This window comes from Streptomyces sp. NPDC030991 (assembly GCF_055571235.1).
The window spans coordinates 302614-324174 of the sequence record NZ_JBVIFR010000001.1; the positions used below are offsets into that span (position 1 = coordinate 302614).

The window sequence follows — 21561 nt, forward strand, 5'->3', positions numbered from 1 at the left end:
GCGCTCCTGCGGGGGCGGCTCCGGACGGGCGGTCCAGCGCGGGCGGCCCGGCGGGGGCTGCTGCGGGCGGATGGTCCGGCGGGCGGCGCGCCCAAGTGGTGAAGACAGACGGGCGGCGGCGTGGCCGGTGACCACACGGCGTCGCGCCGGAGACCTCGGCAAGCACGCCAGGCGTATCCGGGAAACACTCGTGGCGCCACGGAGACGAAGACGCTCAGGGGCGTCCCAGTCGCGTGGCGGCGATCCGCCAGGCGTCCGTGACCGCGGTGTGCGCCCGGCGCGTTCGGGCGGCGCGGTCGCCGGTCAGGGTGAGCGGTGCCCCCACGTGGACGTGCAGGGCCGGGCGCCGCACCGGCGCGGTCAGCACCCCGGCCACCTGTTTGGCGACGCCACCCGAGCTGATGCGCCGCGCCCCGGCCTGGCCGACGGGCACGACGGGCGCGCCGGTGCGTTCGACGAGCCGGGCGACCCCGCTGCGGAACGCGCGCGGTGCGGCTTCCGTCGCGTCGGCGCGGGCCGGTATCCCGCCCTCGGCGTAGACGAGCAGCAGCCGCCCCTCCCCCAGTGCCGCGGCGGCGAGGTCCAGGGCGCGGGCGGCGCGGCGGTCCCCGCGGTGCACGGGAATGTACCCCTCGCGGGCGAGAGCGCGGCCGAGCAACGGGGCGCGCCACAGCCCCGCGGCGGCCATGACCACGGGCCGGGCGCCGAGGCGTCGCAGCGCCGCCAGTACGACGGCGGGGTCCGTGACCGAGGTGTGGTTGGCGACGAGCAGGCTGCCCGGCGCAAGGAGGACCCCCTCGTCGGCGGTCACGGTCAACCGGCCGACGGTCGGCACCAGCAGGGCGGCGAGACGACTGAGCAAGGTGACTCCCGGTGGCGGCGACGGTGACGCCATCGTCGGCCGGGACGGCCCTCCGGGGCCTGAGTGCGCGTACTCAATTCGCGGCTGGGCCCCGCCGCCGTGCGGATCAGGTGACCGGGATTTAACGCGGCAGCCTCTTGTGCAACGCCCGGCGGCTACCTAAAGTCCCGCCGTCTCTCAAAGAAAGACGGTGTCATGCATAGTGTGACAGGCGCCGCGACGCCGAAGCCCGCCCGACCGGCCACCCCTCCGCTGACCACTGTCGTGAAGATCCTCGGTCTGCTCGACACCCTGGCCGACACGACGGAACCCGTCCGGGTCTCGGCCCTGGCCCGGACGCTGGGCACCTCACGGGCCGAGACCCACCGCCAGCTCGTCACGCTGGAGGCCGCGGGCTGGATGGAGCAACTCCCGGACGGTTCCTACCAGTTGACGTTGCGCCCGGCGCATCTGGGACACGCGGCGCTGCGCCAGGCGGGCATCGGCGAACGCACGGCACCGCTGCTGGAACGCGCCGCCCGGCAGGCCGGCGAGGTCGTCAGCATCGCCGTGCTCGACACGGACACGGCCCGGGTCGTGCAGCGCGCCGACCCGGGACGGTCGCTGCACGCCACGCTGCTCCTCGGCGACCGGCTCAGTCTGACCTCCAGCGCCTCCGGCCGGCTGCTCGCGGCACTGTGCTCGCCGGAGATCACCGGGCCGCTCGGCGAACGCGGTGTCGCCATGCCCGGCGCCGACGAACTCGCCGTCATCAACGGCACCCGGTGGGCGACGTCCACCGACGACGACGAGGACGGCATCGCGGCGCTCGCCGTCCCGCTGACCCGGCACGACGGCCAGGTCGTCGCCGCCCTCAGCGTGCACGGGCCGCGCGAGCGCATCACGACGGGCGACGCTCTCGCCGTGCTGCGGCCCGCCGCGCACGAGATCGAGCAGCTGCTCCGTCTCGACACGGGCGGCGCCTTCGGCCTGCACGGCTGACCCGGCGCCCGCACCGCGGGTCCACGGCCGCCCCGCCCCGCCCCCCTCACCACGTATGCGCCGTGCCCCCCTACCTCTCCCACCTCCACCCCCGCGCCCCTCTTCCGCCCCCCGTATCCCTCTCCGATCAGGATTGATTGCGCATGAACGTGCCCTCCGCCGTCGTCGGACCCACCCGGCGTACCCCGGCCCAACTGCTGCGCCCCGAACGCCTCGCCCAGTTGCCACCCACCCGGCTCAGCGCCGGCCGGGCGCTGATCAACCGCATGATCGCGGAGCGATGGGAGGTCGAGCTGCTCGAGTTCGCCGTCGACGACGAGGCCCGGGGCCGCGTCCGCTACCGCGTCCGCACGCCGGACGGCCCCCTGGACTTCGTCGCCTTCTCCTTCCGGCCCCGGCTGGAGGGCCGCACCAGCCGCATCGTCGGCACCGACTGGGACATGACCGGTGCGCTCTTCGACGGCACCGCCGACGAGAGCGACCTCGCGCACACCGAGCGCGAGATGCCGAAGCTGTACGAGGGTCGGGCCACCGCGCACACGCTGGTGTGGTGCCGCTCCAACCGCAGCCTGCGTCTGTTCGAGCACGTCGTCAGCAGTCTCGCGGACGGGCGGCAGCCGGATGCCGACCGGCTGTGGAACGTCGGCTACCTGATGCGCAACACGGGCCTGGACGGGAACGGCACCTTCGGCACCCGGTCCTTCGCCGCTCTGCCCGACCGGCATCCCCTGGCCGCTCCGTTGCACGCCCAGATGCTCGCCGCCTACCTGATGCGCGAGTTCGCCGCCGACCTCGCCGAACACCTCGCCCGCCACCGCGACCCGCGGGCCGCCGCGCTCTCCCCGGAGCTGCGGCGCTGCCTGGGGCTCGGCAACGCCTCCGCGCTCGGTCTTGTCTTCTTCGCCAACAATCACCCGCGCCTCGTCGACCGCTGGCTCACCCTGCGCGAACAGGCGCTGGCACAGGCCCTGGACGCGCGCCGCGGCGCGCCTCACCTGGCCGCCGTCCGCGCCCTGATCCACCGCACCGCGCGCTTCTACGAGCAGGACCCGACCGTCTACGACCAGTTCGACCCGCCGGCCGCGCTCGTCCCCTCCCTGCGCCGGGCGCTGGCCCTGCTCGACGCGGTGGAGCGGCCGCAGGACAACGACGCGCTGCCGCGCCTGTGGGAGCGGTGGAACGCGGAACTGGACGAGCGGGCCGTCGAAGCGCTCGCCGGCGTGCTCATCGACAGCGTCCCCGATCTCACGGATCCGCTCGTGGACCGGCAGCGGGTGGACGAGACGCTCGACGCCGCTCCGCAGCAGACGGCCGGCGCCCTCCTGGACCACCTCGGCGAGGCGTACCGCTGGGCCCTCGACATGGATCTGACCGCACCCGGCGCCCTGCGCCACGTCTGGTACAAGTCCCGTGCCGCGGAGGAGCCGCGCCGCGGACCGCGCGAGGAGGTCACCGAGGGGCTGGACTGGCAGCTCAACGTGGTGCGGTCGGTGCAGTCCCTCCACGAGGACCTGGCGGCGGCCGACCGGCGCGAGACCGTGGGCGTGTTCTGCGTACGCCACCCCCAGCACCGGGACACGGTCGCCCGGGTGCAGGCGCTCGCGGATCTCGCCCTGCACAGCCCGCACATGAACATCGCCGACGACGCGTTCGTGCCCGCGTACATCGTGCGGTTCCTCAACTCCGCGGTCCACGGACTGGACAAGACCGCCGACTCGGCGGGCCGCAACGTCCTGGGACTGCTCTTCCACGGCGCGCCGACGCGCCACGACCTCCGCCCGGACCAGGGCGACGACTGGACGCTGCCCGCGCGTCCGGCCGCGACCGCCACCACCACCGCGACGGCCACCGCTACCACCACCGCGACCGCCGCCACCTCCACCCGCACCGAGGAGACCGCGTGACCCTTCCTCCTGCCCACCCTGTCCACCCCACCCCCGCCGAACTGCGTGTGTCGGTCCGCGAACTGCGGCTGATGATCGGACGGGCGCTGCTGACCACCGCGATCCCGTTCGGCAGCGTGGCGGCGACCCGTTCCGTCGTGGTCGCCGCGGAGACCCACGGGCTGAACGGCCTCGCCTCCCTACTCGACGCGCTGCCCGCCCTGCGCGCGCGGCATCTGCGGCCCGAGTTCGGCGGCGCCGGCGTGCGGTTCCCCGCGCCGGACGAGCAGCCCCCGCTCGCCACGGCCGCCGACCTGCTCGACCTCGCGATCGCCGGCACGCTGACCGAGGGCCACGCCACCTTCACCGCCCCGGGCCACGACTGGGCCGTCCGCGCCCTGCCCCCGCTGGCCCGCCGCCGGGGCGTCGAACTCACCCTCAGCGCCTCGGCCCTGGCCGCCCGCCCCTCCCCGCGGGGCCCGCGCCCCGGGCCCGACGCCGCCGACCTGCGCGCCCTCTCCTACGGCATCCCGGTCGCCGCGGCGCTGTGGCAGCGCGTGGTCGCCGAGGCGGAGGCGGCGCTGACCCCGGACAGCCCCCTCTCGCGCACCCATGCCGGCGACTCCCTCTTCGGCCCCGGTGGCGAGATCCTCGCCGAGGTCGGCGAGGACGAACCGGTGGAGCTGGCCTCATGACCGGCGCCGCGCCGCTCCTCATCGACGGACTGCAATGCGGCCCCTACGACCGTGAGGTCTTCCTCCAGCTCCGCGCCGGCGGTGTGACCTGCGCGACGGCCACCGTCGCGTTCTGGGAGGACGCGGTGGAGACCATGGACGCGCTGGCCGCCTGGCACGACCTGCTCGCCGCCAACGCCGACCTCGTCCTGGCCGCCAGAACCGCCGCCGACATCGAGCGGGCGAGCCGACAGGGCCGTACGGCGATCCTCCTGGGCGCCCAGAACGCCAGCCCGCTCCAGGGCCGGCTCGGCTTCGTCAGGCACTTCCATGCCATGGGGCTGCGGGTGATGCAGCTGACGTACAACAACAACAACGAGTTCGGGGGCTCCTGCTACGAGGAGTCGGACCCGGGGCTCACCCGTTTCGGCCGTGAGATCGTCCGGGAGATGAACGCGGCCGGCATGCTGGTCGACCTCTCGCACTCGGGCGAGCGCACCCGCAGGGACGCGATCGAGCACTCCGCGACGCCGGTGGCGCTCACCCACGCCAACCCCCGGTCCCTCTACGACCACCCGCGCAACGCCGACGACGCCACGCTGAAGGCGCTGGCCGAGCGGGACGGTGTGGTGGGGCTCGCCACGTACCGGTCCATCAGCGGCCGGTACGCGGACACCCTGGACGACTGGTGCGAGATGGTGGCGCGCACGGTGGAGCTGGTCGGTGTGCGGCACGTCGCCATCGGCACCGACCTCAGCCCCAAGGCCGGGTCCGCCGAGTTCGCGTGGATGCGCAAGGGCCGCTGGACCCGCAGCGAGCAGCGCGGTGCCGATCTCGGCTCCTCGCCCGCCTCCGACGCTGTCCCCGAGGAGTGGCTCACGGACGCCTCGGGTCTTGCGCGGGTCACCGGCCGGCTCGTCGCGCACGGCTTCGCCCCCGAGGAGGCGCACGCCGTCGTCGGCGGCAACTGGCTACGCCTCTACTCGGCCGTCCTCACGGCGGACGACGGCAGTTGAGCACCTGGTCGGGCGGCCCGTTGCCGCGGGCCGCCCGACCGGCACCACGCCCACCTGGGACGGCCCCTGTGCCAGCGCTACGGACCGGGCCGCCCTCCAACCGAAAGGCCGACGGGCCATGACATCCGAGCAGACCGAGAACAGGCTGCGCAAACCCGTGCCCGGCCCGACGGGCCCCGCACCGTCCCCCGAGGACCGGAACCGACGGGCCGCCCTGCTCACCGCACGCATCGACCGGCTCCCCATGACATGGGTGCAGGGCCGCATCCTCACGCAGGGCGGGCTCAGCACCACCCTGGACGGCCTCGACCTGGGCATCATGTCCTTCCTGCTGCCCCTGATCACCACGGCGTTCGCGCTCACCGGCACCGAGCAGGGCATGATCGCCAGCGCGACCCTCGCGGGCGCGTTCGTCGGCGACCTCAGCCTCGCGCTCCTGGGCAACCGGGTGGGCCGCAAGCCCCTGCTCCTGTGGTCCCTCGTCCTGTACAGCGGCTGCACCTTGCTGTCCGCGGTCTCACCGGACTACGGGACCTTGCTGGCCCTGCGCTTCCTCGCCGGGATCGGCGTCGGCGTCAACGTCAACATCGTGATCCCGTACCTGGCCGAGTTCGCGCCCCGCGACAACCGGGCCGCGTACGTCGGTTCCCTCTCCGGCTTCTTCGGTCTCGGCTACGTACTGGCCGCGCTGGTGGGCACGTTCGTCGTCGCCAGGGTCGAGCACGGATGGCGCTGGGGCCTGGTCCTCGTCGGGCTTCCCGTACTGCTCGCCCTGTGGTGGCGCCGCAACCTGCCGGAATCGCCGCGCTACCTGCTGCTCAAGGGGCGCGACGACGAGGCCGAGGCCGTCGTCGTCCAGCTGGAGGAGAAGGTACGCGCGCGTACCGGCACGCCGCTGCCGGCTCCTGCGCCGCCCGAGGCGTCGGAGCGCGACACCGACCTGGGCGTCGCCGCGCAGTTCGCCGGCCTGTGGCGTGGACCGTATCTGCGGCAGACCGTCGTGGTGTGGAGCATGTTCTTCGTCGCCAGCTTCGCCTACTACGGGTTCCTGACGTTCCTGCCCAGCATGCTCCTCGACCGGGGCATGAGCATCACCGACAGCTTCCGGTACGCGCTGCTGGTCGAGGTGGCGCAGGTGCTCGGCTACTACCCCGCCGCCTGGCTCGCCGACAGGACCGACCGCAAGTGGTCCATCGTCACCTGTCTCGCGGCGTCGACGGTCTGCGCCTTTCTTGTCTCACAGGCCCACACGGACCTGCTCGTCCTCGTCCTCAGCCTGCTGCTGGGCTTCTTCCTCAACGGTCTCTACGCGCCCCTGTATACGTATCTGCCGGAGGTGTACCCGACCCGGCTGCGGTCCATGGCCGCCGCCACCTCGGACGCCTTCAGCCGGGTCGGCGGCATCGTCGCCCCCATGATCATCGGCACGATGTACGCGTCCCTCAGGTTCACCGGGGTGTTCAGCCTCATCTGCGGCGTCCTCGCCGCCGGCTGCGTCCTCACCCTCACGCTGTCCACCGCCACCAAGGGGCGGTCACTGGAGACCCTGTCCCGTCCCACGACGGAGGACGAGTCCCCTGCGGTCGACCGCCCCGGCCCCTGACCAGCCAGCCGGCCGGTCACGTCTCGTCCATGCGCCGCCTGTCCCGCTCGTCCCACGCGCGCGTGTCACGGGGTTCGGTGTACGGCTCGGCCTCCGGCGGGTGGCCGCCCGCGACGGCCCGCTGGCGGGCCGTCTCCGCGTCGAACTCCAGGCCCAGGAGAATGGCGAGGTTGCTGACCCACAGCCACACCAGGAAGACGATGACGCCGGCCATCGTCCCGTAGGTCTTGTTGTACGAGGCGAAGTTGGCGACGTAGAAGGCGAACCCGGCGGAGGCGAGCAGCCAGATCACCAGGGCCAGCACACTGCCCGGCGTGATCCACCTGAAGCCCCTGACCTTGGCGTTCGGTGTGGCCCAGTACAGGAGCGCGATCATGACCGTGACCAGGACGACGAGGACCGGCCACTTGGCGATCGACCACACGGCCAGGGCGCTGTCCCCGACGCCCAGCAGGTCGCCGGCCTGACGGGCGATGCCGCCGGTGAACACCACGATCAGCGCGCTCATCGTGGCCAGCACCATCAGGACCACGGTGACGCCGACGCGTACGGGCAGGACCTTCCAGATGGGGCGGCCCTCGGGCATGTCGTAGACGGCGTTGGCGGAGCGGATGAACGCGGCCACGTAACCGGAGGCCGACCACACCGCCAGCACCAGGCTGAAGATCGCGACCAGGGAGCCGGTGCCCGCGTTGCCCTGCAACTGCTCCACGGCCCGCGTGATGATGTCCCGCGCCGAACCGGGTGCCAGGTTCTTGAGGTTGGACAGCACCTTGTCGGAGGTCGACTTGCCCGTGACGCCCAGCAGGGAGACCAGTACCAGCAGCGCGGGGAACAGGGACAGCACCCCGTAGTACGTCAGAGCCGCGGCGCGGTCGGTGAGCTCGTCGTCCTGGAACTCCCGCAGGCTGCCTTTGAACACCGCTCCCCATGAGCGTTTCGGCAGGCCGGTGGGTGAGTCGGGGGCCCGCTCCTCGACCTGTTCGGCCGGGCCGAACCGGTCGTCGCCGCTCCGCTCGTCGTACGCGTCGTGCTCGTCGCCGAGATCCGTTCGCTTGCTCATGGGCTGCGAGTATCCACTCTGCCCGCGGCCACGCCTGCCAACGACGCGGCCCGCGTCGCACCGGCCCCCGCGAGCGTGGAGGCGCAGGGTTCCCACTGCGTGCCCGCGGGGGCCGATGCAGGAGTCAGTACCCACCGATCCGTCCGATACGCCCGGTCAGGACGGAACGGCCACGCCTGCGCCCATGACGATCTCCGGAGCCCCCAGGAAAAGGGTCTGCCGGTCCGATCGCCGTTCCTCCGGCACGCCGCCCGGCGGCGCTCTCAGCGCGGCAACAGCGGTCCCAGGGGCCCGAGGTCGATGTTGAGGTCCTCGGGCGCCAGGTCGTACCGCTCGCGCAGTTCCGCCATCCGGTCCTCGAGCAGCATCAGGGTGAGACCGATGCGGTCCTCCTGCTCCTCCGACAGGTCACCCGTGTCGAAGCGGCGCAGAGCCTGGCGTTCCATCAGCTGCCGCAGCAGTTCGACGATGGTCAGGACGAGCTTCATCAGGTCCCGTTCGACCGTGTCGGGCTCGATCTGGATGCGGCCGCGCCCCTTCTCGACGTTCCCCGGCGGCTCCGCGGGGGTCACCGGCGCCGCGGAGGCCGCTGCCGGTTCGCCGGGGACCGGCCCGCCGCAGGCAGAGCAGGTGGCGCGGCCGGTGTGCTCCGGTTGCCCGCCGTCGCGGTGCGCGTCGTCGTGCGGGGTCACAGCAGATCCTCGAACGGGGACGGAACGTTCTCGTTCACCGAACTGATCAGGGCCTTCAGGTCGATACGGACCAGGTCCACGTCCGCGATCCGCAGCGTGATGTCCCCGGCGAGCACCACGCCGCCGGCGAGCAGCCGGTCCAGCAGGTCCACGAGGGCCACCTCGCGGCGTTCGATGACGGTCATGCGGAGTCACCTCCCGACAGCCCCGACGTGTCGGCCCGCTCCGCGTCCGCGCGCTCCTCGGGGGGTGCGGAGAAGGAGTACGCGGCCCACGGTCCGGTCAGCTCCACGCGCAGGCCCGGCTCCCCGTCCTTGGTCGCGTCGACGAGCTCCACGAACGCCTCCGACGTGGAACGGGGCACGAGGTAGGCGCCGTTGAGGATGTTGCGCCCCGTGGTTCTGGCCAGCTCCGGGTTCTGCGGCGGGTGGATCCGCGTCTCCACGCTGTGCTCCGAGAGCTGCTCGTGCAGGCGCTGGGCGAACGTCTCCGCCTGCTGCCAGACCTGGTCGCGGCCCTCCCGTTCGGCCCGGCGACGGCGCAGGTAGTCACGGCCCGAACCGCTGCCGAGCGACTGCGCGGAGATCCGCTCCCGCCTCTCGGGCCCCGAGCCGGCGCCCGGGGCGGCGGCTGCCTCCGCCGGCTGGTCCTCCACGAAGACCTTCACGCCCCACTCGACACGGTCCTCGATCCGCGCCAGCGAGGTGCGGAAACGCTCGGCCTGCTCCTCCAGCGTGGCGCGTACGCCGCTGTCGTCACGGAACACCGTCGCCAGCCGGAGCGGCAGCGGACTGGTGAGCGAGGTGAGCGCCGCGATGACCGCCTGGTGGGCGCGCGCGGTGTCGGAGAGCCAGTCGAGGTTCTCCAGGTTGCGGCGCAGAGCGCCCTCGGAGAACTGATCGGCCGGCACATGACTGACGACGGCCGTCAGACCGGCGTGGCCGATCAGACGCGGAGCGCCGCCGCCGACGCCCGTCAGCTCCGCGGGGAGCGGGGCGTCGAGAGCACCGCAGACCGCGTAGACGTACCGCAGATCAGTCATGGTGCGGTTCCTCCTTGCGCGCCGCGTCGAGCTCCTCGGTGGCGCCACCGCCCTCCAGAGCCGCCAGTCGCTCCCGCAACTCGGCGTTCTCCCGGGCGAGTTCCTTGCGCCGGGCACCCGACGACAGGGACGGATCGTCCTCCCACCAGTCGATACCCATCTCCTTCGCCTTGTCGACCGACGCGACGATGAGACGCAGCTTGATGGTGAGCAGTTCGATGTCGAGCAGATTGATGCGGATGTCACCCGCGATGACGATGCCCTTGTCCAGCACCCGCTCCAGGATGTCGGCGAGGTTGGCCCCCGAACTCCCCCCACCCAAGGGGGAGTCGGGAAAACGGCTTGCGGTCGTCATCAGTGGCTCCGGGCGGACGCGTGCTCACGCCGGTCGGACTCGTCGGCCGGGGCGTCCTCGTCCGCGTACTCCGCGTCCTCGTCCTCGGCGTCCTCGGCGTCCTCGGCGGGCTCGGCGTCCTCGTCGACCTCCTCGTCGGCCTCCGGAGCCTCGTCGACGTACTCGTCGTCCTCGTCGGCGTCCTCGTACTCGGGCTCGTCCTCGTCCTCGTACTCCGCCTCGTCGGCGTACTCCGCGTCCTCGTCCTCGTCCGGCTCGGCGGCCTCCTCGTCGTCGTAGGCGCCGTCGGGCCGGTCCTCGTCCTGCTCCTCGCCCTGCTCCTGGTCGCGCTCCTCCTCCTCCTCGGCCACCGCGTCGTCGTGGCTGCGGACCACCTCGCCGTCGCGGATCTCGCCGCGCCAGCCGTCGGTCGCCTCGCCCTTGAACGAGATGAAGCGCGCGAAGTGCTTGAGATCCAGCCGGGCACGCCGGCCCTGGGCCCGCCAGATGTTGCCGGTCTTCTCGAAGAGGCCCTTGGGGTAGTACTCGATGAGCAGCAGGACCCGGGTGAGGTTCTCCCCCAGCTCGTGGAAGGTGACGACACCCTTCGTGGTGCCCTTGGCGCCTTCGGAGCTCCAGCTGATGCGCTGGTCGGGCACCTGTTCCGTGGTGTGCGCCTTCCAGCTGCGGGTGGACCAGAAGATCTTCATCTGCCAGTCGGAGGTGACGTCGTCCGCGCGGTTGGCGTTCTTCACGCCTCGCGCGAAGGTGGAGAACTCCTGGTACTGGGTCCACTGGTCGTACGCGGTGCGGAGGTCCACGCCGACGTCGATGCTCTCCAGGATGACCGTCGGCTTCTGGCCGCCGCCGGACTTGGACTTGCCCTTGCCGCCCTTGTTGAACAACCCCTTCACCCCTCCGACCAGGTTGTCCTTGAGGTGGCCCGCGCCCGACTCGACGGCCGAGCGCACCGGGCCCTTGCCCTCGGCGAGCTTGCGGCCGCCCTCCAGGGCGAGCTTGCCGAAACCGGGGCTGTTCCCGTCGGCTATGTCGTTGAGCCGGGTCGTGGCCTGGCCGAGTTTGCGGCCGACCCCCGTCAGCAGACTGGTCGCCTGCGCGGTGAGGTAGTCCTGCGCCTCGGTCTTCAGGCGGTCGGCCGCCTGGCTCTGCGCGAGGCCCTTGAGCGGGTTCGCCTTGGGTGTCTCAGCCATTGTCCTGTCCCCCCTTCGCGCCGCTGCGCGGGGCCCGCCGAGCAGTCCCGGTGGCCCTCTTGGCACCGGCCGAGGACGTCTTCTTGGCGGTCGTCCCGCGACTGCGGGTACCCTGCTCCGCCTTGCGCCGGCCCGACTGGGCGGCCTTCTTGGCGGGGGCACGCTTGCGGGGAGCCGGGCGGTCGCCGTCCTCCTCGGCCGACGCGTCGCGGTCGTCCCTGTCACGGGAGTCGTTCGCGTCGGCCGAACCGTCTGCGTCATCGGCGTCGTCGGCGTCGTCTGCGTTCTCGGCCTCGCGGGACCCGTCGGACTCCTCGGAGCCGTCGTCCGGGGTCACGCCCTGGAGCCGGTCCCGCACCCCGGCCGTGCTGTTGTGCAGCCTGCCGGCCAGGCCCTCCATCTGCCGTTCGAGGATCGCGCCGGTAGCGGCCTTGCCGACACCGCGGAAGTCGTCGCGCAGCTGCCCGCCGAGCTCCTGGAACTGCGGGTTCTTGTCCAGCTGGGTGCGGACCATGTCCACGACGGCCTTGGGGCTCAGCTGCAACTTCTTACCGGCCACCATCGTGCCGACGGCGAAGGCCAGCTTCATCTTCTTGGTACGCCCGAGGAGGTACCCGGCTCCTACCGCGAGGCCGACTGCTGTTCGGTTCATGGTCTGTCCGTCCTGCACGTATCGCTTCACGCGCCTAGTGGTGACTCGGCGTCACGCGCCTGTCTGTCTGGTCCGGCTGGCCTCGAGGCGGTCGAGGAGTTCGTCCTCCAGGCGGTCGAAGGTCTCGTCGTCGATCTCGCCCGCCTCCAACTGCTTTTCGAGGGCCGCCAGTTGGGCCTGGATGGCCGAGGGGTCGTAGTACTGGTTCTCCGCTTCCGCGACCACCTGGTCGAGGACCCACATGGAGCCCCGTACGGGCGCCAGCGGCAGCAGGAGCACCTCACTCAGAAGCCCCATGAGTGCCTCATCCCGTGGCGGAGGCCTCGGGAGTCGCCTCCACGAAGCTGTAGGGCGGCAGCGGGCCGTTGACCCGGAACACGAGGTGGGGGGAGGCCTTGCGGATCTCCTCGATCGCGCCGAGCAGGCGCTCGGAGGAGGTGCGGTCCACGAGGAAGGAGAGGTTGGTGATCCAGCCGGTGCTCCCGGGGCCCGCGCTGACGGCGTCCGCCTGCGGCTCCAGCGCGGTGTGCACCATCTCGGCGTCCTGTGCCTCACGGGCCTGCACGGCCTTCGCGACGGCCTCGCCCAGCTGCAACTTCTCCTCGTGGCTTCCGCCACCGCCGGCCCGGTTGCGCTCCGCCATCGACCGCACGTCGGCGTTCTCCGCCATGACAGTGCGCAGCACGGCCTCTTCGTCGTGCTGGACCTTGACGTTGTACTCCACGCGGTCGCGCAGGGCGGCGAGGCGCTCCTGGTAGTGCGTCACCCGCTCCTCCAGGGCCGCCGCGACGGCCGCGTCGTCCTCCGCGACGCTGCCGAAGCGCATGGGCAGGACGGTGCCGCCGCCACCCGCCTCGGAGAGGACGTTCTGGTGGGCGAGGAGGTCGCGCCGCTTGGGCCGCAGGTTGTCGGGGGCGTCACTGACGAGCGCGGCGAGGCCGCCGCCCTTGACGATCCGGACGGTCAGTGCCGGGCTTCCGATGCCCTCCATGCCGTCGGGCAGACTCGGGTGGTCGGCATCGGCGATGCCGTAGACGTACGTGCTCACTCCTGCTCCTCCTTGCGGCGGCTCGACGTGGTGCGGCGCTGACGCGGCCGGGACTCGCTCTTGCCCTCGTCACGGGCCTGCGAGAACGCGTCCGATATGGTCTCCGCCGCGCCGGAGAGCGCGCCCTTGGTCTTGCCCCGCGCGCCGGACTCCACGGTGTCGCCCATGATGTCCGTCAGGCCCGAGGGCTTCTTGCTGCCGGTCTCCAGGTCGAGGCGGTTGCACGCCTCCGCGAAGCGCAGATACGTGTCCACGCTGGCGACCACGACGCGAATGTCGATCTTCAGGATCTCGATACCGACCAGGGAGACGCGGACGAACGCGTCGATCACCAGGCCGCGGTCGAGGACCAGTTCCAGCACGTCGTAGAGGCCGCTGGTCCCGCCGCCGCCTCCGCCGCCCTGCTGGGTCGTTGCGACTGTCATGTGCAGTTCCTTCCTGTGGTTCGCCTTTCACAGCGCCGTCGGCCCGCTGCCGCCCGCTCGTCGGGGGCGGCCGGCTCAGGCCGGTCAGCGGCGGTCGTCGGAGCGCCCGCGCTCGTACCGCCTGAGCCGCCGGTAGCCGGTGAGGGTCCCCTCGTCGTCCAGGGCGACCTCGTAACTGGCGAGCAGGCTCATCGTGTCGGGGACCCTGGACAGTTCCAGGACCTCCACCTCGAGCAGCCATCCGTCCTCGGTGGCTCGGAACGAGGACACCGAGTCGACCTCTTTACCGGTCAGCTCCATCAACTGCTCACGTGCCTCGCGAAGCGCCTCGGTCGGACGGAGGCTCTTGCTGCGACGCGGCCTCTCGGCCGCGGCGCGTTTCCTTGTGCCGCTTCCCTTCTTTGCGGCTTCCCCGGATGTGTCGTCGGACTCGTCGTCTGAAGCATGAGATGTGTTGGTCATGGCGATCTCCTCCCCGCGTGCCCTTGAATCTCTGGCCAAACCTTCACGGTTCTATCGATTTTCGGGAGTGGGAACCGCGTCCCCCCGTCTCGGCGAACGAATGCCCCGCGGACGCCGTGTTACGTCTCACACGACCGGCAAGTGGGCTTACGGCGTGGGCGAGTTGGCCCGGGCACGGCAGCGAACTTGTTGATCATGGAATGCCACGGCGGGGGCAGATGTCGCTCGACGAGATTCGCGACGACGCGCAGGAGACCCAGTGCTGATACGGAAAACCACGAGCGCCGCGGGCCAACCCCGGGCCACGGACCGGCTGTCGGGGCCGCTCGTCGCCCTCGGCCTGATCGGCGCCCTGCTCTGCGCCGTCGTCCTGCTCTTCATGCGCTTCGCCGACTGGGCCGCCGCGCACCCCCTGGCGGCGGGTCTCCTCGCCCTGCTCGCCGTGCCCGTCCTCTATGTCCTGTTCCGCGCCATGCCGCGCACCCGCGAACTGCGCCGCGCCGCCCGCGCCGGAATGACCCAGGCCGACCGGGAGCTCGCCGAGGCCGCCGCCGAGCACCCGCCAGCGCCGGTCACCGAGGACCGCGACACCCTCCGCCTCCGGACCTCCCCGGACCCCGCGCAGGACGGTTTCACCACCGTCCTGCCCGGCCCCGCCGCCGACTTCACGGCCCTCGACCCCGACGGTTTCGAGGCGGCCGTCGCCGCGCTCTGCGAACGGGACGGCTGCACGGAGGTCGAGGTCGTGGGCGGCGCGGGTGACCTCGGCGCCGATGTCCTCGCGACCGCACCGGACGGCCGGCGCGTCGTCCTGCAGTGCAAACAGTACGGGCCCACGAACAAGGTCGGCTCCCAGGACCTTCAGCGCTTCGGCGGCACCTGCTGGACGGTGCACGGAGCCCAGCTGGCGGCCGTGGTGACCACCAGCGCGTTCACCGCGCCGGCCGAGGAGTACGCCGCGGCGTGCGGCATCCACTGCATCGACGGCGACGCGCTCGACGCCTGGGCGGCGGGTTCCGGGCCGGCGCCCTGGGGCCCCATGTCGGCGGACAGGCTCTGACCCCTCCCCCGGCCGCCGGACCTCACGGCCCGCACCGCCCGTGACGTGCAGGTCTGAATCCCCGTACGGCGGACATCCGGAACGCATGCCAGAACAGCGGAGCAACCTCGAACAGCGCGGCGCCGAAGCAGCAGACATACCGCACACCTCGTCCGGCCCGGACGATACGGACGGCCCGGCAGGTACGGACGGTCCGGAGAATACGGACGGCCCGGAGCGTTCGGACCGTTCCGACACGGGCGAGGCAGCCGACTTCGGCCCGACCCCCGAGGTGGAGAAGGCCGCCGCCGACAACCCGGCCCAGCTCTCCGGGCACGCCTGGGGCCAGGTGCTGCGAGGCAGCCTCCGCGAGTTCCAGAAGGAGGAACTGGCGGACCGGGCCGCCGCGTTGACGTACTACGCGGTCCTCTCCCTGTTCCCCGCCCTGCTGGTCCTGGTGGCACTGCTCGGCGTGATCGGCGAGTCCGCCACCCAGAAGGTGCTGGACAGCGTGGAGGCACTGGCCCCCGGCGCCGCGCGGGAGATCCTCACCCGCGCGGTCGAGCAGTTGCAGGGTCGCGCGGGCACCGGCTCGGTGATGGCCGTGGTCGGCATCGTGCTCGCCGTGTGGTCGGCGTCGAGTTACGTCGGGGCGTTCATGCGCACGGCGAACCAGATCTACCACGTGCCGGAAGGGCGGCCGCTGTGGAAGGTCGTGCCGCTGCGTCTCGGCATCACGCTGGCCCTGATGCTGCTCGCCGCGCTCAGCGCCCTCGTCGTCGTCTTCACCGGCGGGGTCGCCCGGCGGGTCGGCTCCGTGTTCGGCGTGGGAGACACCGCGCTCACCGTGTGGTCCGTGGCCAAGTGGCCGCTGCTCGCGGTCCTGTTGGTGCTGATGATCGCCCTGCTGTACTGGGCGGCCCCCAACGTCAAGGGACGCGGCTGGCTCTGGGTCACACCGGGCGGCTGTCTCGCCCTGCTCGTCTGGCTCGTGGCGTCGGCCGGGTTCACCCTGTACGCGGCCGGGTTCGCGTCCTACAACAAGACGTACGGCACCATGGCGGGCGTCATCGTCTTCCTCGTCTGGCTCTGGCTGAGCAGCCTGGCCATCCTGCTGGGGCTCGAGTTCGACGCCGAGATCGCCCGGCAGCGCGCGATCAGCGGCGGCCATCCGGACGAGGAGGAACTCTTCGTCGAGCCCCGGGACACCAGCGCCTGGGACGAGGCGGACCTTCAGCAGGTGCGGCAGTCCTCCTGACCGCCGCCGGCGCGGAACGCCGCAAGAGGACGTCCTTCGGCCGTGTTCCGGCCCGCTTCACGGGTAGCCGCAACACAAGCCGCGACGCACCGTCGCGGACCGTACCGAACGGCACCGTGGAGGCGTCATGGCCGGCATCCTCAACCGGATCAAGCAGTACGGCCGCAGTCCGCAGGGGCGGCGGAACATCGCGACGGCGCGCCGCACCGCGGCGGACCCGCGCAGGCGGGCCCAGGCCCGCCAGTGGCTCGGCCGGCTGCGTCGCCGTTGATCAAGGAGTGGCCTGGCTCACGGGCGTCGGCGGCGGTATCCGGGGCATCCGGAAGAAGCCGTACCGGACGCACCGGACGGCACACCGACGGCCGATGAGCGAGGAACACAGATGAGAGTCCGCAGCCAGGAACACCCCTGCGACGCCCTGTACGCCTGGGACTCCCTGGGTCTCCTGGACGCGGAAGCCGAATTGGAGGCCGCCTGCTGTTCGGTGTGGTTCGTCTCGCGCAGCGCGGCACACGAGGCCGCGTGCGTGGCACAGCCCACCCGCAGCAGCGCGGCCTGATCTGTGCGCGCAAGCGGTGAGCATGTCCGTGGAATTTCCGGGCATTCGATGTTCCGTCGATCCCAGCCGCCGGACAACAGAACAGGGAGCGTCTCGTGCTGAACCCCGACCCGAAGTTCATCCGGACCCTGCTGAGCCGCTACGCCGACGTGCAGTTGCGGTTCTCGGAGCGTCCGACGCAGGAACTGCAGTGGCAGCTCGACGACGTCACCTACACGCTGTGCACCAGCACCGGGACCCGGACCGTGCGCGACGCCCTGATGGCGGCCGATCGTGTGCTGGAGCGTGCCGCCGCGGCCCGTTCGGGCGGTGAGTCAACGGCTGCCTGACCTGTTCGGCGCCCCCGCCCGGGTCACGCGGGACCCGGGTGGGCGTGCAGTTCCAGCAGTGCCGTGACCGTCTTGCCGCGGGGCCCCACATCGACCGACACATGCGAGCTGAGCCGTTCGATCACCAGCCAGCCGAACCCGCCCGGCTCGCTCGGCTCCGAGACGACCCGGCGAGGCACCTCCGCGCTGCGATCACTCACGCACATCCAGAGAGAGTCGCCCTGCAGGCCGGCTTCGAAGGCCGTCGTTCCCCCTGCGTGCCGAATCGCGTTGGCCGTCAGCTCGGTGGCCACGAGAAGCGCGTCGTCGTGCAGACGCCGCGCCTCCCGCAGGGGAAGACCGCAGCACACTTCCATGAGAACCCAGCTGACTTCCGCCCGGGCCTGCGCACATGTCGTGCGCTCCGGAGCAGGTGTCTCGGGAACACTCATCAAGACGTGATCCTCTCTGTACACGTGCAAACACCGCACTTCATCGTCGCTTTCCACCCGCTTTCCCAGCGCTGCTATCCGCACACCCGCACGGACGGCCAACTCGCCCGGCTCGCGTTCACACTCGTGAAAACCGGCTCGGACCTGGCCTTTTAGCAGACAATCGGGGATCGAAGAACACCGCGGTCCCGTACCTGAGAGGCCCTGGCATATGACAGGGTCGGGGCATGGTCCCTGACAGCGAGAACATCGAGTTCACCCGGCGGGACCGGGTGGCGGTCGTCATGCTGCGCCATGACATCGACATCGAGGACGGTGACGAGGTGACCGCGGTCTTCGAGCGCGCACGCACCGACGCCGGCACCGACGCGACCCTGCTGGACCTCGGCGTACTCGATTTCGCCGACAGCACCCTGCTCAACCTTATCCTGCGGGCGAAGGCCCAGCACGATCAGGAGCGGCGGCCCTTCGTCCTCGCCGTCACCGAGGGCAGCGCGGTCCGGCGCCTCCTCGACATCACCGGCGTCTCCGAGATCCTGGGTCTGACCGGCGGCCGCGACGAGGCGCTGCGCCGCATCGACGAGCTGCTTGATCGTCCTACGGACGGGTAACCGAGCGGCATGTCCACCGAAATCGCCCCGCCTCCGAGCGGTTACGCGCAACCCGTCGTCGACGTCCCGGCTCTCACCGGGCTGCTCGACGGGGAGTACGCCGACATCCGTGACCTGGTCCGCACCAACCTGGTCAGGTCCGCCTCCGTCCTCGTCGACGCCGAGGAGCTCGGTCTCGACGAGTACCGGGAACGCGTGCGCGCGCTCGTCGTCGAGATGGCGGCCACGGGCCAGACCGGGATGGGCTTCCCGAAGGAGTACGGCGGAGGCGGCTCCATCGGCGCCTCGATCGCCGCGTTCGAGACCCTCGCCTACGGTGACCTGTCGGTGCTCGTGAAGGTCGGCGTGCAGTTCGGGCTCTTCGGCGGCGCTCTCCTGCAACTGGGCACCGAGCGCCATCACAAGGCCTACCTCCCGGACCTGATCACCGGGAAGCTGATGGGCTGTTTCGCGATGACCGAGACCGGCCACGGCTCCAACGTCCAGGCGCTCGGCACCGTCGCCACGTACGACGCGACGAGCCAGGAGTTCGTCATCACCACCGGAGGTGACCATGCGCGCAAGGACTACATCGGCAACGCCGCCCGCCACGCCGAACTGGCCGTCGTCTTCGCCCAGTTGGAGGTCGGCGGGAAGTCGGAGGGCGTGCACGCCTTCGTCGTCCCGATCCGGGTCGACGGTGAGGTCGCGCCGGGCGTACGGATCGAGGACGACGGCCGCAAGATGGGCCTCAACGGCGTGGACAACGGCCGCATCCGGTTCGACGGCGTGCGGGTACCGCGGGAGGCGCTGCTCAACCGGTTCGCCGACGTCACCGAGGACGGCGTCTACGAGAGCCCGATCGACAACCCCGGTCGTCGCTTCTTCACCATGCTCGGCACGCTCGTCCAGGGCCGGGTCAGCGTGGGCGGCGGCGCGATCAACGCCGCCAAGGTCGCGCTCGCCGTCGCCACGAAGTACGCGGAGCGGCGCCGCCAGTTCAAGGCGGACTCCGAGGCGCAGGAGCAGGTGCTCCTCGACTACGGTCTGCACCAGCGCCGCCTGCTGCCCCTCCTGGCGCACACCTACGCGCTGCACTTCGCCCAGGACGTCGTCCGTACGGAGTTGCACGAGGTCTTCTCCGGCGTCAAGGACGACGAACAGAGCAGGCGGGAGCTGGAGTCACGGGCCGCGGGCACCAAGGCGCTCGGCACCTGGCACGCCACACGTGTGATCCAGGAGTGCCGCGAGGCGTGCGGCGGCGCCGGCTACCTCGCCGTCAACCGTTTCGCCGCGCTCAAGGCGGACAGCGACATCTTCACGACGTTCGAGGGCGACAACCACGTACTGCTCCAGCTCGTGGCGAAGGGGCTGCTCACCGGCTACGCCAGCGAGTTCGGGGACATGGACCAGCTCGACATGGTCCGGTACGTCACCGGTCTCGCCGTCGAGACGGTCATCGAGAAGACGTCCGCGCACAAGCTGCTCGAACGGGTACGTGACCTGCTGCCCGGCGGCGACCGGTGGGACCAGGAGGCGGGGCTGCTCGACTCGGAGTACCACCTCGCCATGCTCCGCTTCCGTGAGGAGCACATGTTGGCCGGCGCGGCCCGCCGGCTCAAGCGCGGCATCGACCGGAAGGCCAGTCCGGGCGCGGTCTTCTCGGAGGTGCAGGACCACGTCATCGCCGTGGCCCGCGCGCACGTCGAACGGCTGGTCCTGGAGGCGTTCGTGGAGAAGGTGCGGGCGGTGCCCGACGGCGACAACAAGGTGGCGCTGGGGCTGCTGTGCGACCTCTTCGCCCTGACGACGATCGAGTCGGACCGGGCCTGGTTCATGGAGCACGGCAGGCTCTCCGCCCAGCGGTCCAAGGCGATCAGCCGTGAGGTGAACGATCTCTGCCGCAAGGTCCGGCCGATCGCCACCGACCTCGTCGACGCCTGGGGCATCCCGCCGGAGATGCTGCGCGCACCGGACCTGGTGGGCTGACCCAGCCGTCGAAGGGAGGGCGGGCGCGCCGCCTCGGCAGCAGGAGCTAGCCGAGGTAGTGCGCCCGCCCTTCGTCGTCGAGTCCGACGGAGCCTTCGGGGATGACGCAGAACTCGTTGCCCTCGGGGTCCGCCATCACGAGGAAGCCCCCGTCGTCGTACTCCGTGAGCCTGCGCCCGCCCAGTTCCTCGATGCGGGCCTGTTCGGCGGCGGGGTCGGGGGCGGCGATGTCGAGGTGCAGCCGGTTCTTGCCGGTCTTGGGCTCCGCGCCGCGCTGGAAGCCCATTCCCACACCGTTCTCGCGCCGCAGCCACACATAGGGCCCGGTGCGGCCCACGACGGGCCTGCCGAGCACCTCGGACCAGAAGGCGGCGAGCCGCTCGGGGTCGGCGGCGTCGAGGATAAGGCAGTTGATCTGCATACGTGCCAGGTCCTCCGTTCAGCCCGCTCCGGGCAGACACACGGCGAGCACGCCGTCCGGTTCGATCCGGGTCTCGAAACACGGCTGCGGCGCGGTCGCCGGGCCCCGGGCGACGGAACCGTCGGCGAGCCGGAACACGCTCCCGTGCCAGGGGCACGTGATGCAGCCGTCGGCGACCTCGCCCTCCGACAGCGGGCCCGAGAGATGGCTGCACCGGTCGGCCAGCACGTCGACGGCGCCGTCCTCACCGCGCACCACCACGATCGGCACCTCCCCGAGCAGTCGGCGCACCGGCTTCCCGGGCGTCAGCTCGGCGACCGGGCCGAGCCGGTGCCAGCCGGGCTCGACGAGATGGGGGACGGGCTCCGTCTTGTTGGCCCCGGCGGCCTGCCGGTAGGCGAGGTGCCCGCCGATGTAGCCGCCGACGCCCGCACAGGCCAGCCCGCCCAGCCCGAGCGCCCGGCCGAGCAGCGGGTGGCGTCCCCGCGCGACGAACGACGCGCCGTACAGGGAGACGGCGGCGATGTTGGCGGTGGCGTGCACCAGGCCGGTGCGCATCTGCTGCTCGTGCTGCTCGGCCCAGTCCGCCCAGCCGGCCAGCGCGGCGGGCAGCGCCGCCACGGTTCCGAGGCCGACGAGGACGCGGGCCGGCCGGCGCGCGCCGGGCACGACGTCGAGGACGGCGGACGAGATCCAGGCGCCCATCGGCACCTGCACCGCGACGGGATGGAGTGGGTGGCCGAGCTGGCGGCCGTGGAGCACGTCGCGCAGGGAGCCGAGCGGCAGTGCCCGGACGGCCTTCTGCACGGGCGTCACGACGCGGTCGAGTGCCTCGGCGTTCTCGACGCGGTCGAGCGCGTCGAGACAGGAACGCAGCAGACGGGGTACGAAGACGCCGGCGCGGGCGGTCGGAGTGGTCATGGCTGGCGATTCTCCTGGTCCGGTCGGAACAAACACGGCATCGGGGCGGCCGCGCGGGCGCGTTCCCCGCAACGGC

General features: G+C 71.7%; 27 protein-coding genes. 12 read left to right on the top strand and 15 right to left on the bottom strand.

The window, feature by feature from the left end; genetic code table 11:
- Nucleotides 1-214: 214 nt before the first annotated feature.
- On the bottom strand, nucleotides 215-862 hold the full coding sequence (locus ACZ45E_RS01410) for a lysophospholipid acyltransferase family protein (RefSeq protein WP_468215081.1): 648 nt from the start codon (nucleotides 860-862) through the stop codon (nucleotides 215-217).
- A 195-nt stretch (nucleotides 863-1057) separates the two neighbouring features.
- Here ACZ45E_RS01410 and ACZ45E_RS01415 point away from each other — a divergent pair, with 195 nt between their 5' ends.
- The 5 genes from ACZ45E_RS01415 to ACZ45E_RS01435 all read left to right on the top strand — a co-directional run bounded on the left by ACZ45E_RS01415 (nucleotide 1058) and on the right by ACZ45E_RS01435 (nucleotide 7019).
- Nucleotides 1058-1843, top strand: a complete 786-nt coding sequence (locus ACZ45E_RS01415) for an IclR family transcriptional regulator (protein WP_468215082.1) — start codon at nucleotides 1058-1060, stop codon at nucleotides 1841-1843.
- Nucleotides 1844-1986: 143 nt separating this feature from the next.
- The gene (locus ACZ45E_RS01420; protein WP_468215084.1) at nucleotides 1987-3747 is read left to right on the top strand and encodes a hypothetical protein; all 1761 of its coding nucleotides are present in this window, start codon (nucleotides 1987-1989) and stop codon (nucleotides 3745-3747) included.
- Nucleotides 3744-4421, top strand: coding sequence for a hypothetical protein (locus ACZ45E_RS01425; protein WP_468215086.1), 678 nt, complete (start codon nucleotides 3744-3746; stop codon nucleotides 4419-4421). Before ACZ45E_RS01420 ends, ACZ45E_RS01425 begins: the two co-directional genes overlap by 4 nt.
- On the top strand, nucleotides 4418-5416 hold the full coding sequence (locus ACZ45E_RS01430) for a dipeptidase (protein WP_468215087.1): 999 nt from the start codon (nucleotides 4418-4420) through the stop codon (nucleotides 5414-5416). Before ACZ45E_RS01425 ends, ACZ45E_RS01430 begins: the two co-directional genes overlap by 4 nt.
- Nucleotides 5417-5534: 118 nt before the next feature.
- Nucleotides 5535-7019 (top strand): MFS transporter, encoded by a 1485-nt coding sequence (locus ACZ45E_RS01435; protein ID WP_468215090.1) that lies wholly within the window; start codon nucleotides 5535-5537, stop codon nucleotides 7017-7019.
- Nucleotides 7020-7035: 16 nt separating this feature from the next.
- Here ACZ45E_RS01435 and ACZ45E_RS01440 read toward each other — a convergent pair whose 3' ends face one another.
- The 11 genes from ACZ45E_RS01440 to ACZ45E_RS01490 all read right to left on the bottom strand — a co-directional run bounded on the left by ACZ45E_RS01440 (nucleotide 7036) and on the right by ACZ45E_RS01490 (nucleotide 13948).
- Complete coding sequence (locus tag ACZ45E_RS01440; protein WP_468215092.1) at nucleotides 7036-8082, bottom strand: YihY/virulence factor BrkB family protein; 1047 nt, start codon at nucleotides 8080-8082, stop codon at nucleotides 7036-7038.
- A 263-nt stretch (nucleotides 8083-8345) separates the two neighbouring features.
- Nucleotides 8346-8654, bottom strand: coding sequence for a gas vesicle protein K (locus ACZ45E_RS01445; protein WP_468215992.1), 309 nt, complete (start codon nucleotides 8652-8654; stop codon nucleotides 8346-8348).
- A gap of 116 nt (nucleotides 8655-8770) precedes the next feature.
- Complete coding sequence (locus tag ACZ45E_RS01450) at nucleotides 8771-8959, bottom strand: gas vesicle protein (RefSeq protein WP_468215093.1); 189 nt, start codon at nucleotides 8957-8959, stop codon at nucleotides 8771-8773.
- A complete protein-coding gene (locus ACZ45E_RS01455) occupies nucleotides 8956-9816 on the bottom strand; it encodes a GvpL/GvpF family gas vesicle protein (protein WP_468215096.1) in 861 nt (286 codons plus the stop codon). Before ACZ45E_RS01455 ends, ACZ45E_RS01450 begins: the two co-directional genes overlap by 4 nt.
- Nucleotides 9809-10171 (bottom strand): gas vesicle protein, encoded by a 363-nt coding sequence (locus ACZ45E_RS01460; protein ID WP_468215097.1) that lies wholly within the window; start codon nucleotides 10169-10171, stop codon nucleotides 9809-9811. The genes ACZ45E_RS01455 and ACZ45E_RS01460 overlap by 8 nt, the downstream gene beginning before the upstream one ends.
- Nucleotides 10171-11361: an SRPBCC family protein gene (locus ACZ45E_RS01465; protein ID WP_468215100.1), complete on the bottom strand. Its 1191-nt coding sequence runs from the start codon at nucleotides 11359-11361 to the stop codon at nucleotides 10171-10173. The genes ACZ45E_RS01460 and ACZ45E_RS01465 overlap by 1 nt, the downstream gene beginning before the upstream one ends.
- The gene (locus ACZ45E_RS01470; protein WP_468215102.1) at nucleotides 11354-12013 is read right to left on the bottom strand and encodes a DNA primase; all 660 of its coding nucleotides are present in this window, start codon (nucleotides 12011-12013) and stop codon (nucleotides 11354-11356) included. The genes ACZ45E_RS01465 and ACZ45E_RS01470 overlap by 8 nt, the downstream gene beginning before the upstream one ends.
- Before the next feature lie 51 nt (nucleotides 12014-12064).
- Complete coding sequence (locus tag ACZ45E_RS01475; RefSeq protein WP_468215104.1) at nucleotides 12065-12310, bottom strand: gas vesicle protein GvpG; 246 nt, start codon at nucleotides 12308-12310, stop codon at nucleotides 12065-12067.
- Between the two features lie 7 nt (nucleotides 12311-12317).
- Nucleotides 12318-13061, bottom strand: a complete 744-nt coding sequence (locus tag ACZ45E_RS01480) for a GvpL/GvpF family gas vesicle protein (RefSeq protein WP_468215105.1) — start codon at nucleotides 13059-13061, stop codon at nucleotides 12318-12320.
- Nucleotides 13058-13486, bottom strand: coding sequence for a gas vesicle structural protein GvpA (locus tag ACZ45E_RS01485; protein ID WP_468215107.1), 429 nt, complete (start codon nucleotides 13484-13486; stop codon nucleotides 13058-13060). Before ACZ45E_RS01485 ends, ACZ45E_RS01480 begins: the two co-directional genes overlap by 4 nt.
- An 84-nt stretch (nucleotides 13487-13570) precedes the next feature.
- Nucleotides 13571-13948 carry a gas vesicle protein GvpO gene (locus ACZ45E_RS01490; RefSeq protein ID WP_468215109.1) on the bottom strand — a complete coding sequence of 126 codons (378 nt, stop codon included), beginning with the start codon at nucleotides 13946-13948 and terminating at the stop codon, nucleotides 13571-13573.
- A 259-nt stretch (nucleotides 13949-14207) separates the two neighbouring features.
- On the opposite strand from ACZ45E_RS01490, the gene ACZ45E_RS01495 reads away from it, so the two are divergent.
- The 5 genes from ACZ45E_RS01495 to ACZ45E_RS01515 all read left to right on the top strand — a co-directional run bounded on the left by ACZ45E_RS01495 (nucleotide 14208) and on the right by ACZ45E_RS01515 (nucleotide 17133).
- Nucleotides 14208-15008 carry a restriction endonuclease gene (locus ACZ45E_RS01495; protein ID WP_468215112.1) on the top strand — a complete coding sequence of 267 codons (801 nt, stop codon included), beginning with the start codon at nucleotides 14208-14210 and terminating at the stop codon, nucleotides 15006-15008.
- A gap of 85 nt (nucleotides 15009-15093) precedes the next feature.
- Nucleotides 15094-16245 carry a YihY/virulence factor BrkB family protein gene (locus ACZ45E_RS01500; RefSeq protein WP_468215114.1) on the top strand — a complete coding sequence of 384 codons (1152 nt, stop codon included), beginning with the start codon at nucleotides 15094-15096 and terminating at the stop codon, nucleotides 16243-16245.
- A gap of 127 nt (nucleotides 16246-16372) precedes the next feature.
- Nucleotides 16373-16516: a hypothetical protein gene (locus ACZ45E_RS01505; protein ID WP_468215116.1), complete on the top strand. Its 144-nt coding sequence runs from the start codon at nucleotides 16373-16375 to the stop codon at nucleotides 16514-16516.
- 111 nt (nucleotides 16517-16627) lie between these two features.
- Nucleotides 16628-16804: a hypothetical protein gene (locus ACZ45E_RS01510; RefSeq protein ID WP_468215119.1), complete on the top strand. Its 177-nt coding sequence runs from the start codon at nucleotides 16628-16630 to the stop codon at nucleotides 16802-16804.
- Nucleotides 16805-16899: 95 nt separating this feature from the next.
- Nucleotides 16900-17133, top strand: coding sequence for a DUF5133 domain-containing protein (locus ACZ45E_RS01515; protein ID WP_468215120.1), 234 nt, complete (start codon nucleotides 16900-16902; stop codon nucleotides 17131-17133).
- A gap of 23 nt (nucleotides 17134-17156) precedes the next feature.
- Here ACZ45E_RS01515 and ACZ45E_RS01520 read toward each other — a convergent pair whose 3' ends face one another.
- On the bottom strand, nucleotides 17157-17564 hold the full coding sequence (locus ACZ45E_RS01520) for an ATP-binding protein (protein ID WP_468215122.1): 408 nt from the start codon (nucleotides 17562-17564) through the stop codon (nucleotides 17157-17159).
- Between the two features lie 227 nt (nucleotides 17565-17791).
- Here ACZ45E_RS01520 and ACZ45E_RS01525 point away from each other — a divergent pair, with 227 nt between their 5' ends.
- Together ACZ45E_RS01525 and ACZ45E_RS01530 are read left to right on the top strand one after the other, a co-directional pair.
- The gene (locus ACZ45E_RS01525) at nucleotides 17792-18175 is read left to right on the top strand and encodes an STAS domain-containing protein (RefSeq protein WP_468215124.1); all 384 of its coding nucleotides are present in this window, start codon (nucleotides 17792-17794) and stop codon (nucleotides 18173-18175) included.
- Nucleotides 18176-18184: 9 nt separating this feature from the next.
- Nucleotides 18185-20143 (top strand): acyl-CoA dehydrogenase family protein, encoded by a 1959-nt coding sequence (locus tag ACZ45E_RS01530; RefSeq protein ID WP_468215125.1) that lies wholly within the window; start codon nucleotides 18185-18187, stop codon nucleotides 20141-20143.
- A gap of 46 nt (nucleotides 20144-20189) precedes the next feature.
- On the opposite strand, the gene ACZ45E_RS01535 is transcribed toward ACZ45E_RS01530, so the two are convergent.
- Together ACZ45E_RS01535 and ACZ45E_RS01540 are read right to left on the bottom strand one after the other, a co-directional pair.
- Complete coding sequence (locus ACZ45E_RS01535; RefSeq protein WP_468215126.1) at nucleotides 20190-20564, bottom strand: VOC family protein; 375 nt, start codon at nucleotides 20562-20564, stop codon at nucleotides 20190-20192.
- An 18-nt stretch (nucleotides 20565-20582) separates the two neighbouring features.
- Nucleotides 20583-21485 (bottom strand): Rieske (2Fe-2S) protein, encoded by a 903-nt coding sequence (locus ACZ45E_RS01540; protein ID WP_468215129.1) that lies wholly within the window; start codon nucleotides 21483-21485, stop codon nucleotides 20583-20585.
- Nucleotides 21486-21561: the final 76 nt, after the last annotated feature.

Bases quoted from the DNA above. Each gene is read 5' to 3' on its own strand.
- ACZ45E_RS01450 (WP_468215093.1), bottom strand. From the start codon at position 8,959: ATGACCGTCATCGAACGCCGCGAGGTGGCCCTCGTGGACCTGCTGGAC.
- ACZ45E_RS01530 (WP_468215125.1), top strand. From the start codon at position 18,185: ATGTCCACCGAAATCGCCCCGCCTCCGAGCGGTTACGCGCAACCCGTC.
- ACZ45E_RS01460 (WP_468215097.1), bottom strand. From the start codon at position 10,171: ATGACGACCGCAAGCCGTTTTCCCGACTCCCCCTTGGGTGGGGGGAGT.
- ACZ45E_RS01535 (WP_468215126.1), bottom strand. From the start codon at position 20,564: ATGCAGATCAACTGCCTTATCCTCGACGCCGCCGACCCCGAGCGGCTC.
- ACZ45E_RS01420 (WP_468215084.1), top strand. From the start codon at position 1,987: ATGAACGTGCCCTCCGCCGTCGTCGGACCCACCCGGCGTACCCCGGCC.
- ACZ45E_RS01475 (WP_468215104.1), bottom strand. From the start codon at position 12,310: ATGGGGCTTCTGAGTGAGGTGCTCCTGCTGCCGCTGGCGCCCGTACGG.
- ACZ45E_RS01435 (WP_468215090.1), top strand. From the start codon at position 5,535: ATGACATCCGAGCAGACCGAGAACAGGCTGCGCAAACCCGTGCCCGGC.
- ACZ45E_RS01505 (WP_468215116.1), top strand. From the start codon at position 16,373: ATGGCCGGCATCCTCAACCGGATCAAGCAGTACGGCCGCAGTCCGCAG.
- ACZ45E_RS01510 (WP_468215119.1), top strand. From the start codon at position 16,628: ATGAGAGTCCGCAGCCAGGAACACCCCTGCGACGCCCTGTACGCCTGG.
- ACZ45E_RS01485 (WP_468215107.1), bottom strand. From the start codon at position 13,486: ATGACAGTCGCAACGACCCAGCAGGGCGGCGGAGGCGGCGGCGGGACC.
- ACZ45E_RS01430 (WP_468215087.1), top strand. From the start codon at position 4,418: ATGACCGGCGCCGCGCCGCTCCTCATCGACGGACTGCAATGCGGCCCC.
- ACZ45E_RS01455 (WP_468215096.1), bottom strand. From the start codon at position 9,816: ATGACTGATCTGCGGTACGTCTACGCGGTCTGCGGTGCTCTCGACGCC.
- ACZ45E_RS01500 (WP_468215114.1), top strand. From the start codon at position 15,094: ATGCCAGAACAGCGGAGCAACCTCGAACAGCGCGGCGCCGAAGCAGCA.
- ACZ45E_RS01440 (WP_468215092.1), bottom strand. From the start codon at position 8,082: ATGAGCAAGCGAACGGATCTCGGCGACGAGCACGACGCGTACGACGAG.
- ACZ45E_RS01470 (WP_468215102.1), bottom strand. From the start codon at position 12,013: ATGAACCGAACAGCAGTCGGCCTCGCGGTAGGAGCCGGGTACCTCCTC.
- ACZ45E_RS01490 (WP_468215109.1), bottom strand. From the start codon at position 13,948: ATGACCAACACATCTCATGCTTCAGACGACGAGTCCGACGACACATCC.
- ACZ45E_RS01540 (WP_468215129.1), bottom strand. From the start codon at position 21,485: ATGACCACTCCGACCGCCCGCGCCGGCGTCTTCGTACCCCGTCTGCTG.
- ACZ45E_RS01520 (WP_468215122.1), bottom strand. From the start codon at position 17,564: ATGAGTGTTCCCGAGACACCTGCTCCGGAGCGCACGACATGTGCGCAG.
- ACZ45E_RS01525 (WP_468215124.1), top strand. From the start codon at position 17,792: ATGGTCCCTGACAGCGAGAACATCGAGTTCACCCGGCGGGACCGGGTG.
- ACZ45E_RS01465 (WP_468215100.1), bottom strand. From the start codon at position 11,361: ATGGCTGAGACACCCAAGGCGAACCCGCTCAAGGGCCTCGCGCAGAGC.
- ACZ45E_RS01415 (WP_468215082.1), top strand. From the start codon at position 1,058: ATGCATAGTGTGACAGGCGCCGCGACGCCGAAGCCCGCCCGACCGGCC.